General features: G+C 39.7%; 18 protein-coding genes and 1 other annotated feature. Of the genes, 3 read left to right on the plus strand and 15 right to left on the minus strand.

What is annotated here, in order from left to right:
* Position 1: 1 nt before the first annotated feature.
* Positions 2–928 (minus strand): tRNA (adenosine(37)-N6)-dimethylallyltransferase MiaA, encoded by a 927-nt coding sequence (gene miaA, locus AC3B5B_RS00670; protein ID WP_489769054.1) that lies wholly within the window; start codon positions 926–928, stop codon positions 2–4.
* A 96-nt stretch (positions 929–1,024) separates the two neighbouring features.
* On the opposite strand from miaA, the gene AC3B5B_RS00675 reads away from it, so the two are divergent.
* Positions 1,025–1,207, plus strand: coding sequence for a DUF3042 family protein (locus AC3B5B_RS00675; protein WP_489757457.1), 183 nt, complete (start codon positions 1,025–1,027; stop codon positions 1,205–1,207).
* A 124-nt stretch (positions 1,208–1,331) separates the two neighbouring features.
* On the opposite strand, the gene AC3B5B_RS00680 is transcribed toward AC3B5B_RS00675, so the two are convergent.
* From AC3B5B_RS00680 to AC3B5B_RS00745, 14 genes are all read right to left on the minus strand, one after another.
* Complete coding sequence (locus AC3B5B_RS00680; RefSeq protein WP_489757456.1) at positions 1,332–1,733, minus strand: rhodanese-like domain-containing protein; 402 nt, start codon at positions 1,731–1,733, stop codon at positions 1,332–1,334.
* Positions 1,734–1,800: 67 nt separating this feature from the next.
* Positions 1,801–2,763, minus strand: a complete 963-nt coding sequence (locus AC3B5B_RS00685; RefSeq protein WP_489769838.1) for an ROK family glucokinase — start codon at positions 2,761–2,763, stop codon at positions 1,801–1,803.
* A gap of 4 nt (positions 2,764–2,767) precedes the next feature.
* The gene (locus tag AC3B5B_RS00690) at positions 2,768–2,968 is read right to left on the minus strand and encodes a YqgQ family protein (RefSeq protein ID WP_489769839.1); all 201 of its coding nucleotides are present in this window, start codon (positions 2,966–2,968) and stop codon (positions 2,768–2,770) included.
* 11 nt (positions 2,969–2,979) lie between these two features.
* On the minus strand, positions 2,980–3,654 hold the full coding sequence (locus AC3B5B_RS00695; protein ID WP_489769055.1) for a rhomboid family intramembrane serine protease: 675 nt from the start codon (positions 3,652–3,654) through the stop codon (positions 2,980–2,982).
* A 134-nt stretch (positions 3,655–3,788) separates the two neighbouring features.
* Positions 3,789–3,938 carry a 50S ribosomal protein L33 gene (gene rpmG, locus AC3B5B_RS00700; protein WP_249514839.1) on the minus strand — a complete coding sequence of 50 codons (150 nt, stop codon included), beginning with the start codon at positions 3,936–3,938 and terminating at the stop codon, positions 3,789–3,791.
* Positions 3,939–4,016: 78 nt separating this feature from the next.
* Complete coding sequence (locus AC3B5B_RS00705) at positions 4,017–6,119, minus strand: peptidoglycan D,D-transpeptidase FtsI family protein (protein ID WP_489757454.1); 2,103 nt, start codon at positions 6,117–6,119, stop codon at positions 4,017–4,019.
* Positions 6,120–6,207: 88 nt separating this feature from the next.
* Positions 6,208–6,504: a HesB/YadR/YfhF family protein gene (locus AC3B5B_RS00710; protein WP_489769056.1), complete on the minus strand. Its 297-nt coding sequence runs from the start codon at positions 6,502–6,504 to the stop codon at positions 6,208–6,210.
* 49 nt (positions 6,505–6,553) lie between these two features.
* Complete coding sequence (gene greA / locus AC3B5B_RS00715; protein ID WP_489757452.1) at positions 6,554–7,027, minus strand: transcription elongation factor GreA; 474 nt, start codon at positions 7,025–7,027, stop codon at positions 6,554–6,556.
* Between the two features lie 38 nt (positions 7,028–7,065).
* On the minus strand, positions 7,066–7,707 hold the full coding sequence (gene udk, locus AC3B5B_RS00720) for a uridine kinase (protein ID WP_489757451.1): 642 nt from the start codon (positions 7,705–7,707) through the stop codon (positions 7,066–7,068).
* A gap of 47 nt (positions 7,708–7,754) precedes the next feature.
* The gene (gene mltG / locus AC3B5B_RS00725; RefSeq protein ID WP_489769057.1) at positions 7,755–8,912 is read right to left on the minus strand and encodes an endolytic transglycosylase MltG; all 1,158 of its coding nucleotides are present in this window, start codon (positions 8,910–8,912) and stop codon (positions 7,755–7,757) included.
* 68 nt (positions 8,913–8,980) lie between these two features.
* A complete protein-coding gene (pheT, locus tag AC3B5B_RS00730; protein WP_489769058.1) occupies positions 8,981–11,401 on the minus strand; it encodes a phenylalanine--tRNA ligase subunit beta in 2,421 nt (806 codons plus the stop codon).
* Positions 11,402–11,405: 4 nt separating this feature from the next.
* Complete coding sequence (pheS, locus tag AC3B5B_RS00735; RefSeq protein WP_489769059.1) at positions 11,406–12,449, minus strand: phenylalanine--tRNA ligase subunit alpha; 1,044 nt, start codon at positions 12,447–12,449, stop codon at positions 11,406–11,408.
* Between the two features lie 54 nt (positions 12,450–12,503).
* Positions 12,504–12,714: a binding site (T-box leader), on the minus strand.
* Positions 12,715–12,754: 40 nt separating this feature from the next.
* Positions 12,755–13,252 (minus strand): HD domain-containing protein, encoded by a 498-nt coding sequence (locus AC3B5B_RS00740; protein ID WP_489757447.1) that lies wholly within the window; start codon positions 13,250–13,252, stop codon positions 12,755–12,757.
* 12 nt (positions 13,253–13,264) lie between these two features.
* Positions 13,265–14,032 (minus strand): TrmH family RNA methyltransferase, encoded by a 768-nt coding sequence (locus AC3B5B_RS00745; protein WP_489757446.1) that lies wholly within the window; start codon positions 14,030–14,032, stop codon positions 13,265–13,267.
* 151 nt (positions 14,033–14,183) lie between these two features.
* Between AC3B5B_RS00745 and AC3B5B_RS00750 the strand changes: the two genes are divergently transcribed.
* Positions 14,184–14,459, plus strand: coding sequence for an acylphosphatase (locus AC3B5B_RS00750; protein WP_489769060.1), 276 nt, complete (start codon positions 14,184–14,186; stop codon positions 14,457–14,459).
* A gap of 16 nt (positions 14,460–14,475) precedes the next feature.
* Positions 14,476–15,444, plus strand: a complete 969-nt coding sequence (gene yidC / locus AC3B5B_RS00755) for a membrane protein insertase YidC (RefSeq protein ID WP_489769061.1) — start codon at positions 14,476–14,478, stop codon at positions 15,442–15,444.
* Positions 15,445–15,501 lie beyond the last annotated feature (57 nt).

The raw sequence follows: 15,501 nt of genomic DNA on the forward strand, positions 1-15,501 counted from the left end.
CTCATTCCTCCAAAAAATGTTGTATTACTTGTTGTACCACCGATACTTGTTGTGGATTTTGCAACAAATCGTACCACTGTAGCGTTAATTGATGCCGAAAATAGGTTAATTGGCGTTTGGCAAAGCGCCGTGAATTACGCTTAATTAACTCAATCGCCGTTGGTCGGGAAATTTCACCTTGAAAATAAGCAAACCATTCTTTATAACCGATAGCGGCCTGCGCCTGTGGCACCTGTTCTTTTTGTTGATACAACCAGTCAGCTTCTTGTTCTAAACCTTGCTCAACCATCAAATCAACCCGATGATTAATTCGTTGATACAAAACCGGACGGGCCGTCGTCAAGCCAATAATTAAAAAACGTTGTGGCACAGCTGCTTGCTGTTGCTGACTAAACTGATGCCCAGTTAAATCATAAACCTCCAAAGCGCGGATGACTCTACGAGTATTAGCCGGAGCAATTTGTTTGGCAGCCAGTCGATCTCGTTGTGCCAACAAGTCCCACAAATATGTAGCTCCAAAACGCGCTAGTAGTTGCTCATAATGCTGTCTAATCTTCAAAGACTGCTCCCGACTCGCTGCTCCTCCCAATTGTAAGTTCTGTGTCAAGGCTTTAATATAAAAACCAGTTCCGCCTACCACCACTGGAACATGCTGCCGTTGATTTATTTCAGTAATTAACTGTTGCGCAGCTTGTTGAAACTCGTAAACCGTGTAACTTTGTTGCACATCACGAATATTCAATAAATGATGCGGAATTCCCTGCTGTTGCTCTGGTAAAATTTTAGCGGTACCGATATCCAAATGCCGATAAATTTGCATCGAATCACCAGAAATAATCTCACCATGAACTTGGTGGGCTAACTGTAAACTCAGATCAGTTTTCCCCACCGCAGTAGGACCGACAATGACGATTGCTTTTTGAACCATTATTACTCCTTGGTCTCCAAAATTAATCAGGAATTTTAGTTGAAATTGCAACAGAGTTTGTTAATAATTAAGAGTAGATAAAAGGAGGTCAAGCTGATGAAAAGAAAAGGTATCGTTCCAGGTATTATAATTGGTTCCTTAGCCACTGCAGGAGCCGTGGTGGGTTCAGCATTAACTTATCATCATAAAGTTATCCAACCGATCGATCAAGCAGAAGATCGAATTGATGAAAACCGGCGTAAAGCCAACCGCAAAGCACATTCTGCCCATATTAGTTAAAAAGGAACTATTATAAAGAAAAAATGTTCGTAGCAATACGAGCATTTTTTTGTACCAGCTTTATTTTTTTATCCTAGACAAAAGCTAATCTGAACCTCCTGGCTTAAGTATCAACCTAAAACTATTACAACTTCGTAGTCTTTTTGGTTTTGCCATTCCATTCATTAAAGCCATGTTTCAACCATTTAACATTGCTGAAACCTTGTTTCTTAAGTTTAATAGCCGCCCGAATGCTTAACGTGTTTCCTTGTTCATAAAGATAAACTGGTAAATCGGGACGTAATTCTGAAATTAACATTTTTAACTGTGTATAAGGTAAATTGCGCGCTCCCAAGATATGTCCTGAATCAAAATATTTTTTTTCACGCAAATCAATCAGCTGTGCTTTACGCATAGTGGCTTCAAACTCTTCTTCTTCCAAGGCACCACCTAATTGTCGGGCGCGCAACCAATAATACAACCATGAGATTCCATAATATAGAGCAATAACAACAATAACTAACAGTAATGAATTTAAAAACGACACATCTACACCTCACACAATAATTATGATTAAACACTAATAATGTTGTTACAAGCACACATTAACTAAACTAATGTGGTTGCACAACTAACGATGCCGCACCAATAACCCCAGCTTCATTGCCTAAAGTAGCTAACCGTAATGAAGTAGTCCTTTTAACAGCCGGAAAAACAAACCGTTCATAAGCAGCTTGCACTTGTTCTAATAAATAATTACCGGCATTAGAAACACCACCGCCAATAATAATATACTTGGGATTTAACGTCATTGCAACATTGGCCAAAGCTAATCCCAGTTGTTCACACACTTGGTGGACAACCATTTGTGCCAAAGGGTCTGCTTTCTGGGCTAAATCAAAAACATCTTTAGAAGAAATCATTTGCCCATCATCAATTAAAGCTTTTAACTGCGCAGGACCCGCATACTCTTGTGATAACTTTTGCGCCGTGCGCACAATTCCCGTGGCGGAAGCCACAGTTTCCAAGCAACCTTTTTTACCACAAGTACATAAAAAGCCGTTCGGATCAATTGTTAGGTGGCCAATTTCACCAGCGGCGCCACCAACACCATGCACGATTTGATTATTAACGATCATGCCGCCGCCAACACCGGTTCCTAAAGTAACAAACGCCACGTCAGCTGCATTATCACCTGCTCCTTGCCACCGTTCGCCTAAAGCTGCCACATTAGCATCATTTTCAACAACGACTTTTAAGTCCGTTTCCCGTTCCAGCTGTTCCTTTAACGGCATGGGACGGTCCCAATTTAAGTTAAACGCACTATCAACTTGACCAGTCTCATAATTGACACTACCCGGCGTGCCAATGCCAATTCCTAAAAATTGATCAACGGACATTTGATATAACTGCAAATGCTCATTAATGGAAGCACTAATACTCGGAATAATATTATTACCATCATTCAAAATATCGGTCTGAATACTCCAACGTTGTTGAATCTCACCTTGTGGCGTTAAGATAGCAAACTTGATAGTCGTACCACCTAAATCCACGCCAATTACCTTTTGATCAATCATATTAGCCTTTCCCTTCTTCAATTCGATGTTCCCGATGTAAAACTGCTTTACAAGTAATGAAAGTTGGTTGATCAATTACTTGTTCATGGTATAAACGATCCAATTCAATTGCCATTAACTCAATATCCCAAATCCGTTTACCAACATAAACATAGATGCCAAAACGTTTTAACACTTGTTGCACATCGTACAGTGTTTGAATATTCGTTTCCTTCATCCGCGTTGCACTCCTAAATAGCTCAAACCAAGGGCCAAAATAACTAACAATCCACCACAAAATAATCTTTTACTGAGTGCTAAACCACTGGTCTGATGAGGCACGGGGATCAATCCAGCTAATAAAATACCACTAATCACGCCGCCGATATGACCCCAGAGATCAATTTGCCCCATGAACAGATCCGTAATTAAATTCAAAACAATTAAAACGATAAATTGTTTAGACCACGATTTCACAGCCGGATTATTGGCAAAAATAAAGCCCAAGGCTGCAAAAATTCCAAACAAACCAAATAAACTCGTACTAGCACCTGCAGCTAGAGCATTAGCATTACCAAAGGCCCAACCAAATAAATTGCCACCAATTCCACTCACTAAGTACATTATTAAAAAACGTCCTGAACCATAGAGGCGTTCTAACTGAACCCCTACAAAATAGAGTGTTAACGAATTAATAATTAAATGTGACCAGCCGATATGGACAAAAATGGGTGTTAGCAAACGCCACCATTGGCCTTGGGCAATGAGACCGTTAAACCGTGCTCCCGCACTGATCAGAGTTTGCGTATTAAAGCTTCCACCATTGAATGTTTCCCATAAAAAAACACCAATCTGCACAGTCAGTAGACCATAAGTTGCCCATGTAAGCTGCCGCCAATTTGGTTTCAAGATAGTTACCTCATTTATTATTTCCAGACTATCAATAGTTTAGCATAGAATGAGCACAATAATTTAATTATTCTAATTAGATAGCGATTACAATTCTCAAAAAGAAAAAACAACAGGTTAAACCTGCTGTTGTTTTACTTAGTTTCCCGATGTAAAGTTGTTTTACGTTCACGAGGGCAATATTTCTTTAATTCCAAGCGATCAGGATTGTTCCGCTTATTCTTGCTAGTTAAATAATTGCGTTCGTGACATTCAGTACATTCAAGTGTAATATTTACGCGCATAATTCATGAACTCCTTTTGTCTACATTTGCTAAACGACTCTCTCATGATACCACTTAGTTACTAATTTGACCAGGGTTTTACTGGGAATCTTTCGCGTTCGTCCCGAAATAACTCGTCACCATACTGCGCACTAAATCTAAGTTATAGTCGCCTTTTTCACTACTCAAATTAGGGAAAACAACGGCAAAGGCGATTTGTGGATTATTAGATGGCGCATAGCCAACCATACTTAACGTAATAGTTTGTGGCGGATTAGGATTATTCGGATGCTCGGCATCATAATAAAAGGACTGTGCGGTTCCCGTTTTAGCAGAAATCGACGGTGTTACATTCCCTAATGGCTTCGCTGTCGTCCAACCACCGGAGCCATGAACAACATTATAGAAACCAGTTTGCACAACATTTAATTGACTGCTGGTAAAACCAACGCGATTTAACGCTTGTGGTTGCGTTGTGTGCACGACCGCACCTTTAGAGCCATCCCGATTGGTTTTTTGGATCGAACCGACCACATAAGGACGCATCCGATAACCGCCATTAGCAATCGTGGAAACGTATTGGGCCATCTGCATTAACGTATAAGCATCGTAGTTACCGTATGATTCATCTAAAGCTGAACCAACTTTCACTAAACCGCCCGACTTACTTGGACCTTCAATCCCACTAGCTTCACCAGGCAAATCAATTCCAGTTTTCACACCTAAGCCAAATTGGTTAAAGTTAGCTCGCATTTTTTGAAAAATATCTTGATCAATATGAATGTAACTATTGGGCACATACTTGGCATGACCTTCACGCATCGTTAAGCGCATCATATAAATGTTCGAAGACACTTCGAGCGCTTGCTCAGCGCCAAGGGCACCAAAGGTTCCTACTGGATACACGGATTTTTTAACTGGTGTACTTGGTAAATAAATGGGATCGTCTGATAAAACATTATTATCAGGCGTAATCGCATTACTCATCAAGCCGCCCAAAACCGTCGCACCCTTGACTGCTGACCCCATAACAAAAGTCCGATTAATCACACCCAACGAATCGTCCGACAATTTGTCCGTTTTAGGATTATAGTGTACTCCTGACATGGCCAAAATAGCCCCCGTTTTGGGATTCATTGCCACCGCATAAGCCCCATCGGAATACTGTGCAACACCATTTGCTTGGGCGGACGCAAAGGTACTACGTAAAGCAGCATCGACCTTCTTTTGATAATCAGCATCAATTGTCAAATTAAGATTATCGCCCTTGGCTCCCGCATACTTTTGGACCGAATCCGTTAATTTATTATTTGGACTCACCGCAATCTGCGTTTGTGACTTACTACCCTTTAAGATGGGTTCATATTCTTGCTCTAAATAACTAGTTCCCACACGATCATTACGGGAATAGCCCTGGGCCAACAATTCATTAACCTGGCTATCCGGCAAACCTTGTTTTTCCGTGGAAACCTGACCAATGATACTCGTCATCGAATCGCCCATTGGATAGGAACGTTGCGAATCAATACCGACTTGCACTCCGGGTAATTCAATTTGGTGCTCACTAACTTCCGCCACTTCTTTAGGTGTCGCATTATAACTCTTAATATACACCGTTGAATATTGATAGGCCGAACTCATTCGTTGAAAAATGCTGGCTGCTTGTTGTTGAGCCCAAGTTAAATTAAGATGCATTTTTTTGACATAATTCACAGCCTTATTATATTGCTGGCTTTGACTTTGTTCTTGAACTTTTTCATCACTTAGTCCCTTATTAACTACTTTTAAGACGCGATTATAGTTTTTCGTATTAGCCAAATAATAATCAGCTTTGTCTCGTGGCGTCAACTTGGCATCATCAATAGTGATAAATTTTTGCAAACGATTGGCAATTTGTAACATATCAGCAGTCTTAACCGAAGAACTTCTTGTATAAGTAATCGCACTGCTGGCTTGATTATCAACAATCAAGCGTCCCTTAGAATCATAGATCAAGCCCCGTGGGACGTCACCGTTAATAATGGTCTTATCCGAACGGTCAACTTCCGCTTGAAATTTATTGCCATTTAATAATTGTAGATAAGCTAATTGCCCGATTAATAAAGCAAATAAGGCAAAGACAATCAATAACAGCACATTCAACCGAAAAGGCAAAATTGATTGTGTTGATTTTGATCGATTTAATCGTTGAAAAAATTTCAAAATAATAGTTCTCCTCAATTTGACGTTACTGAATTATTATATCAAAAAAAGCAGCTTACCTGACAACAATTTATCAGTAAACTACTTTTTAATCCGCAGCCACAAAAGTATAAACTGGACTATCAATTTGTGGGTCATAATCAATTTGCAAGTCTAAATCCTTAAAAAACCAAACATCATTATCCGTGAAGAAATATGTGATCTCTTGATTTGTTAAAGAGTAATATTCATCATGTGGTTTTTCTTTAATAAAAGCTAGCGAAAAACCCTGATGCACATTGGTCTTACCGTAAACTTTGCCATAAAAATGTAACCCATCACCTGGTTTTAAGTCCAAGTTATCTTGATACCATTGATGTGCCTGGGGCGTTATCATAAATTTCATCTTCATCACCATTATTATGATAACCTATGCTCCTCTTTAACGCTAGCAATTAGTTTTCGACAGCTGTAATTTTCACAGTGAAAGAGCCACCTGGTGTTTCAATAACCACATCATCGCCAACTTTTTTGCCTAATAAAGACTTGGCAATTGGTGAATCATTACTAATCTTACCCTGCATGGGGTCAGATTCAGCGGCACCAACAATTTGATAGGTTTCCGGATCATCATCTTCTTCTTGAAAAGTCACCGTTTTGCCGACCGAAACTTCATTCGCATCAACTTGACTAACATCTACTACATCGGCGTACTGCAACATGGTATTAATTTCCGAGATACGTGATTCCACAACACTTTGTTCGTCTTTAGCAGAAGAATACTCTGAGTTTTCAGATAAGTCCCCAAAACCACGAGCAATTTTAATACGTTCAATAATTTCCGGACGCTTTTTTAATTTTAAATCTTCCAGTTCTTGTTCTAATTTCTTTTTACCTTCAGCTGTCATTGGATATCTTTGTTCAGCCACAACTAACACCTCATTTAAGATTGATTAGACAACAAAGTTTACTGCTGTTGTCGTTTTTGATGCAAAAGATACTTAATCTTGGAAGTTAATAAATCAATTGCCACTTCATTGGCGCCACCTTCAGGAATAATCACATTAGCAAAACGCTTGGTGGGTTCGATAAATTGTTGATACATTGGACGCACGTGATCCAAGTACTGGGTAAACACTGTATCTAAAGTATAACCCCGTTCTTCGACGTCCCGCTTAATACGCCGAATTAAGCGAATATCATCATCAGTATCAACAAAAACCTTAATGTCCATCAGATCACGTAAATCTTTTTCATATAAAGTCAAGATTCCTTCTAGAACAATGACATCGGCAGGTTCTTGGTGCCGCGTGCGATTCGTTCGATTACTATCGACAAAATCATAAATTGGCACCTCAATACTTTGAAAAGCCCGCAATTTCTTTAAATCAGCAACTAATAAGTCCGTATCAAATGATAACGGATGATCAAAATTTTGTTGTTTACGCTGTTCATAAGGTAAGTCTAGTTGTTTATAATAAGAATCCATTTGTAATAAAGCAATTGATTCTTGTGGTAATTCTGTGATTAAGCGTTGGGCAATAGTGGTTTTACCACTTCCAGAGCCTCCACTAACTCCAATAATTAACGGCTTGTTACCTGCAGTCATTTATTTCTCCTTATCAAAAGGGACTGACTTTGCGTCAGTCCACTAAATTATTGACCAATTTTTGAATTGGTATCCAAATGTTGCGAGTAATTTGTTGAATAGTAAACTTTACCAGTCTTCAAATTAGCTACAAAATAGAGATACCCTTTATCACGATCAGCAGGATTCAAAACTGCTTGGATCGAGCCTAAACTAGGTGAGTTAAATGGACCAGGCCCAAAACCTTTATTCTTGTAAAGGTTATAAGGCGATTTTACACTCGTATCTTTATTTGTCAAACTGTGTTTATGTTTGTTTAAAGCGTACATAACAGAAATATCCGATTGTAGTGGCATATTTGCATCTAAACGATTAAAGAACACGCCCGAAATCTTGCGGCGATCAATATTTGTTACCCCTTCGCGTTCTGTTAGAGAAGCTAAAGTTAACAGTTGTTGCACGGTCAGATTTTTAGCCTTAATTTGCTCATAATAAGGTGCAAGTTCTTGATTAGTTTTACCAACCATTTCGCTCACTAGTCGTTTCAAAGATGTCCCGGAATAATAAGGATAAGTTGCTGGGAACAAATAGCCTTCTAAGTGATAACGAACATGCTTAGACTGTAACGAAGAAGCCAACAATTTCGGATACTTTTGCTCTAATTGCTGCATAAAGGCTTGATCTTTCATCAAATGCAGAAAATCAGCCTTTGAGTACGGCGTCTTTTTCGCAATCACACTACCAATTTGATCAATGGTCACCCCTTCGCGCACTAGCACTGTATTACCGGGTTGACCAACTTGATCTAAACTGCCACCCTTTTGCAAACGAGCAACAATTTGAGTCAACGTCATTGACGGTTTAAACGTATAGTAACCGGCTTGAAAGTCGGTATAATTATGGGATTTAACATAATAATTAAAAATTGTCGCGCTACGAATAATATGTTTATTCTGCAACTTTGAAGCAATTTCTTTATTAGAAGATCCAATCGGAATTTTCACTTCTACAGCCTGATGATCCTTGTGGTTATAAGGCTGCAGTGATTCTTGCACATAATTATAGCCTAAAACACCAAACGTTAAAATCAGAATTGCCAAAATACCAACAATCCAATAAACAATATGGTTAACTACTCTTTGTTCAGACTCGCGCACTTGCTTTTTGTGACGAATAGATTCCTGATCATCACGATACTGACTACGATTTTTATCTGACTTAGTCAAGAATGGTTCCTCCAACATTTAATCTCAACTGTTAATTATACACAACTTTTTCTTAAATGCTGGATTTTTTAACGAATTTGTGCGTTAAACAAATCAATTAAAGCTTGTTGCACATTAGCAAAATCCTGATTAACTTCATCGTCTGTTAATGTAGCTTGCGGATTTTGGAAAGTCAAATTATAAGCCAATGACTTATGACCCGCAGCAATGCCTTTGCCTGCATAAACATCAAATAGTTTAATATCAGCCAAATATTTACCAGCCGCTTTTTGAATGGCTAATTCTAACGCTTCATTAGTAATAACTTCTGGAACAATTACCGCAATATCACGACTAATTGCGGGATACTTACCAGCTGGAACATAAATTTCGGAAGCTTTAGGATAGGCCATGACTTTTTCCAAATCAATTTGGAAAACTACCGTTGGCGCTAAGCGTAATTTTTTGGCTAAAGTTGGATGTAGCGTACCGATAAACCCAACCGGCTGTTGATCCATTAAAATAGCTGCCGTTTGTCCAGGATGCAATTGCTTAATCGCACTCGTGGCTTGGTAAACAATTGTGGCTTTTCTTTGGAAACTTTGTAATAAGCGCTCCACATCACCTTTAATGTCATAAAAATTAACATCGCGGGCCGTTTGATCCCAACTATCCTGGATGACTTGCCCACTATAAGCACCGGCAATCATTTCGACTTCCTTAGGCCGCACTACGTTTGCGTCATTCTTCAAGAACACACGTCCTTGCTCAAACAAGGCTACATTCGTTTGCTTACGCGCAGCATTATAAGCTAAATCATCTAACAAACCGCTAACTAAGTTGGCCCGTAAATACTCATGATCTTGGGTCATTGGCCAATCAACTTTGGTTAACACTGCGGGCTTCAAGCAGAAGGCTGCCGCTTTTTCTTGAGTGGTCAAAGAATAACTGATGGCTTCATCATAACCCAATGACCGCAAAGTTTGCCGACTTTGGCGAATGAATTTTTGTCTAGGGGTATAGCCACCAATCGTTTGGGTAACTGCTGGTAAAGTGCTCGGAATTTTATCGAAACCATAAATTCGAGCCACTTCTTCAATTAAATCTGAATCAATAAAAATATCCCACCGACGTAATGGTACCGTGACAATCAACTCTGAATCTTTAACCTCTACCTCAAAGCCTAACCGTTCAAAAATCGCAATAATTTCCGCTTGTGAAATTTCCGTCCCCAAAGCATGATTAATCCGATCCGTGGTTATTTTGACTACCGTTGGCTTCAAAACTGATTGACTACCAACTACTTGGTCTTTTAATACTGTTCCGTCAGCTAATTGTTGCACTAATTGCGCTGCCATATCTAATGCTTCAGCAATGGCGGATAGATCCACCCCTTTTTCAAAGCGAGCCGAAGCATCCGTTCGTAAATTATGACGCTGCGCAGTTTTGCGGATTTTCGTAGGGTTAAACACGGCTGATTCTAAAACTACTGTGTGGGTTTGCTCAGTAACCGAAGTAGCCAAACCACCCATAACTCCAGCTAAACCAACGGCTTGTTCGTCATTAGAAATCACAATATCTTGATCCGTTAAATCATATTGTTTTTCATTTAACGCTGTAAAAGATTCTCCCGCAGCCGCTAGGCGCACGGTTAATTTTTTGGAGCCCAATTTGTCGTAATCATAAGCATGTAATGGTTGACCATAATCTAACATAATGTAATTAGTAATATCGACAATATTATTAATTGGTTTGATACCGTTATTCCACAAATGAACTTGCAACCAGAGCGGGCTTGGTTTAATGTGAATATCCTTAATCACCCGTGTCCGATAAGTCGGGGCCAATTGTTCATCAGTCACGTCAATACTTAATTGTTGTTCTGCTGAAGCTGCAGCCTCACTAACACTGGGCTGTTCAAAATGGGGCTGTTCATCATACATTGAAGCCACTTCCCAAGCGGCACCATGCATTCCAAGTGTATCCGCCCGATTAGGCGTAATATCAAAATCTAAAACAGTGTCATCCAAGCCTAAATAAGAATAAACCGGTTGACCTAAGGGAATATTTTCGGTTTCTGGAAAAACATAAATTCCATTTTTAAAAGCATCAGGCACAACGGAATCATCGAAGCCAATTTCTTGCAAGGCACACAGCATACCATTGGAGGCCACACCACGGAATTTACCTTTTTTAATTTTTTCGTTGTTAGCAATTCTGGCACCGGGTAAAGCCACAATAACCGTTTCACCCACAGCCACATTCGGCGCACCACAGACAATCTGGGCCAATTCTTCGGCACCCACATCCACTTGACAAATGTTTAAGTGGTCCGCATCGGGGTGCTTGGTGACCGTCTTAATTTGACCAGTGACTAAATTCTTTAACCCAGCGCCTGGTTTAATTATTTCATCAACTTCAATGCCAGTAACCGTCTCCCGATCAGCTAATTGTTCTGGTGTTTCTGGTAGATCAACATATTCTGCTAACCAATTAGTAGAAATCTTCATTAATTTATTCCCCCTGAAATTGTTCTAAAACCCGAACATCATCTTGATAAAAATCGCGGATATCATTAATGCCGTATTTTAACATGGCAAACCGATCTGGTCCTAGACCAAAGGCAAAGCCACCATAAACAGTCGAGTCAACGCCAGCATTTTCTAAAACGTTCGGATGCACCATGCCCGCACCTAACACTTCTACCCAACCGGTATATTTGCAAACTTTGCAGCCTTCACCACCGCAGGCAAAGCAGGAAACGTCAACTTCCACTGATGGTTCCGTAAATGGAAAATAACTCGGACGTAAGCGAATCTCACGTTCCTTACCAAAAATATGACGCGCTGTTAATTCCAAAGTACCTTTCAAATCTGCCATCGTAATATGCTTATCAATGACTAAGCCTTCAATTTGATTGAATTGGTGTGAATGTGTGGCATCGTCAGTATCGCGACGATAAACTTTACCCGGACTAATCATCTTCAAAGGACCCTTCGAAAAATCATGTTTTTCCAAAGTCCGCGCTTGCACAGGTGAAGTCTGCGTCCGCATCAAAATTTCATCCGTAATATAGAAGGTATCTTGCATATCACGCGCAGGATGATCTTTGGGAAGGTTCATCATTTCAAAATTGTAGTGGTCTTCTTCGACTTCGGGACCATTGACCACTTCATAACCTAAACCAATAAACAAGGCTTCAATATCATCCATGACCTGATAAATCACATGCTTGGTTCCAATGTGGCGTTGGTGTCCAGGTAAAGTGACATCAATTTTTTCATTGGCTAATTTGGCTGCAGTCGCTTGACTTTCTAATTGTTCCTTGGCTTGATCCAAAGCTGTTTGTAAATCATCGCGGACACTGTTGGCTAAAGCACCAACCTTAGGGCGTTGTTCCGCGCTTAAATCCTTCATTCCCCGTAAAGCTTGGTTCAACGGACCTTTTTTACCCAAAAAATGAATTCTAATTTCATTTAAATGTTCGATTTTTTGTGCATCATGAATCTGTTGTAGACCTTTTTGCCGCAAATCGTTTAATAAATCTTTTAAATCCATCACTACCTGCTCCTCTAAATAAATAATTTCAACAATAAAAAAAGCCCCATCCCTAAAAGGGACGAAGCTTCGCGGTACCACCCTGCTTGAGTTCAGTCCAGCTTGATAGCTGCACCTAAACTCCACTTATCTGTCATATAACGCTGACTAATGACGTTTAGACTCCAGAGTGAATTCACATCATCTGGCTTCAATTGTTCTCACTTACCCAATTGTCCCTGTGAATCCAGACCTTGATGCTACTACTTTCTTTCATCGTCGTTAAAACCAGTTTAAAACTTTCATGCATAAATTTCAATTAAATTTTAATTCGATTGCTTCAAATGTAATTTTTGGCGCCACAATGCCAACTTGGGCAAGCAAGCTTCCTGCACGGCACACTGATCATCAACTAAGTTAACAATTAAGCTTTCGAGATATTTCGGTGGCGTGGACGTCGCACCAAACATATGCTTGACAATAATGTCAGCTTCAATTGGTCTTAAATCGGTTAATTGTTGCGCATTATTTAGCGCAACATGTGCGTGAATATCGGCGTGCGCCCGAAAACTCAATTGCTTGCGATCCCAAGTGTAATAAAACAAGTCATGCAACAAACCGCCACGTGCCAAAGCGCGGGTATCTAAATGCAACTTCTTGCCAATTAAATAACTGCGATAAGAAACGCTAATTGAATGATCCAAACGATTAGAATAATGATGTTGTGGAATTTGACTTAACTTTTGCACCTCGGGTTTAGCTAATAAATCAGAAACTTGAGCTAAATAAGCTGCATCAGTCTGCCAATTTAATTCTCGAGCCAAAAAGTATCCTCCTTAAAGACTGAGTCTATACATAATAATACCAGCTGCTACTGCCACGTTCAATGATTCTGCGGATCCTAAAATGGGAATATATAAATTTGTATCCGTTAAAGCTGCTAATTCAGGCGCCAAGCCGTGCGCCTCATTGCCCATAATTAAAGCAAAATCTTTTGGCTTGGCTACAGTTTGATACTCTTGGGCCTGATCATTCACCAAAGTTCCGTATACTGGAATTTGTTGTGCTTTGAACTCACTGACTGCTGACTGTAAATCCAATGACTGAACGGGTAAATGAAATTGACTACCTTGCATAGCACGTTGCACTTTTGGTGCATAAAAGTCGACCGAATCTTCGCTGAGTAAGACGCCACTGAACCCAGCAGCATCAGCTGTGCGAATCATGGTTCCCACGTTACCCGGGTCCTGAATTTGTGATAATAATAACCACTTTCCATGGCTTAAGTCAATAGTTTCCGGTTGCGGTATTGGTAATTCCGCAACAATGCCTTGGGGTGACACGGTGTCGGTAATCGCCTGCGCAATTTCCGGAGTGATTTCCACTACTTGGTCCATGTGATCACGCACTAAATGTTTGGGATCACGATTGAGATAATCCGTCGTTGCATAAATAGCATTTAGCTTAACTTGATGGGCCAACGCCTCAAAAATCAAGTGCTCGCCTTCTAACAAGTAACGTTGTTGCTTTTTACGTCCTCGATGACTTTGTAACTTCTTCAAATCTTTAATTTTACTATTTTGTCCTGAACTAATATATTCCATAGCTAACCTCTCTAAATCTAATCTTCTTACTTATCATATCATTTTTTGAACATTTTCTTGGCAAAATTAATAGAATGCTTTTGGCTTCAACTATATTTTCCGCTATACTAGAGAAGTATCATTTAGAACAAGGACGAAGGAGGTTTTGATTTTGACTCAAAAACATGTTGCAGCAGATATTTATGGTCATGTACAAGGTGTGGGCTTTCGTTATGCAACCTACTCCGTCGCACAAACTTACCAAATTACTGGCTTTGTCAAAAATTGTGACGATGGTAGCGTCCATTTAGAAGCTCAAGGCGACACTTTAGACTTGGAACATTTTATGAAAGTAATGCAACAAAGTCCGAGTAAATTTGCTAAGATTGATCATATTAATTGGCAAGACAAACCTCTCGCTAATTATTCTAAATTTTCAATGATGTAACGAGATGGAGAAATTTATGAAAAAGACAACTAAACGTTTACTTTTATGGGGTGGTTGTTTAAGTCTATTACTCTTAGTCACCGCCTGCTCCCGCAGTGGTATCAATGCAAATCTTAAGCCACCAACTCATGGCCCTTACGGCTGGATTTACCAATATATTGGTGTACCTTTCCAAAACTTAATGCTCTATGTTTCCAAGACCATTGGTGGCAAAAGCGGTTATGCTTGGGGTATTATCCTGATTTCCTTTGTGGTTCGCTTAGTTTTATTACCATTAAGCTTAATCCAACAAAAGAAATCAATCGTGCAACAAGAAAAAATGAAGGGCATTCAACCCCAACTGCAATTAATTCAACAACAGCAAAAAAAGGCAACTACGCAAGAAGAACAAACGCAAGTTAGCCAGTTAATGATGCAAGTCTATTCCAAAAACGATATCAAATTAACTGGCGGGCTGGGTTGCTTACCTTTGTTATTACAATTTCCAATTTTTATTGCCATTTATCAAGCTGTGCAATATTCACCGGAAATTTCAAAAGCTAACTTTTTAGGAGCACCATTATCAAAACCTAGCATTCTGATCTCAGTCGTGGCGACAATTTTTTACGTGGTTCAAAGCTGGATGACTTTAAAGAGTGTGCCACCAGAACAAAAGAAGCAAATGCAAACTATGATGTGGCTCAGTCCAGCCATGACTTTCTTCATTAGTATTGCATCCTCGGCTGCTTTAGGTCTGTACTTCTTAATTGGCGGAATCATCGTCGTCTTACAGCAATTGATTAGCGATTATATCATCACGCCGAAGGTGCGTAAGCAAGTCGACCAAGAATTAAAAGACAAGCCGATTGTGCAAGTAGTAACCGAAAAAACTTTTGCCCAACAAGCAGCAACAACAAAGGACAACGCCAAACAAGTTGGTCAGACTAAGCAACAACATCAAAAAAATCGCCAACGTAATGCTGGTAAGCAACAGCATCATAAGTAAATTTTTGCAATAGTATCTTATTAAAAATGCTCCCATCGTTAGATTTAGCATCTAATG

The organism is Bombilactobacillus sp. ESL1187 (assembly GCF_058107155.1).

What these genes read in the sequence shown, in the direction of transcription:
- AC3B5B_RS00710 (WP_489769056.1), bottom strand. Translation starts at nt 6,504, where the DNA reads ATGAAATTTATGATAACGCCCCAGGCACATCAATGGTATCAAGATAAC.
- rpmG (WP_249514839.1), bottom strand. Translation starts at nt 3,938, where the DNA reads ATGCGCGTAAATATTACACTTGAATGTACTGAATGTCACGAACGCAAT.
- AC3B5B_RS00675 (WP_489757457.1), top strand. Translation starts at nt 1,025, where the DNA reads ATGAAAAGAAAAGGTATCGTTCCAGGTATTATAATTGGTTCCTTAGCC.
- yidC (WP_489769061.1), top strand. Translation starts at nt 14,476, where the DNA reads ATGAAAAAGACAACTAAACGTTTACTTTTATGGGGTGGTTGTTTAAGT.
- miaA (WP_489769054.1), bottom strand. Translation starts at nt 928, where the DNA reads ATGGTTCAAAAAGCAATCGTCATTGTCGGTCCTACTGCGGTGGGGAAA.
- pheT (WP_489769058.1), bottom strand. Translation starts at nt 11,401, where the DNA reads ATGAAGATTTCTACTAATTGGTTAGCAGAATATGTTGATCTACCAGAA.
- AC3B5B_RS00745 (WP_489757446.1), bottom strand. Translation starts at nt 14,032, where the DNA reads ATGGAATATATTAGTTCAGGACAAAATAGTAAAATTAAAGATTTGAAG.
- pheS (WP_489769059.1), bottom strand. Translation starts at nt 12,449, where the DNA reads ATGGATTTAAAAGATTTATTAAACGATTTGCGGCAAAAAGGTCTACAA.
- udk (WP_489757451.1), bottom strand. Translation starts at nt 7,707, where the DNA reads ATGACTGCAGGTAACAAGCCGTTAATTATTGGAGTTAGTGGAGGCTCT.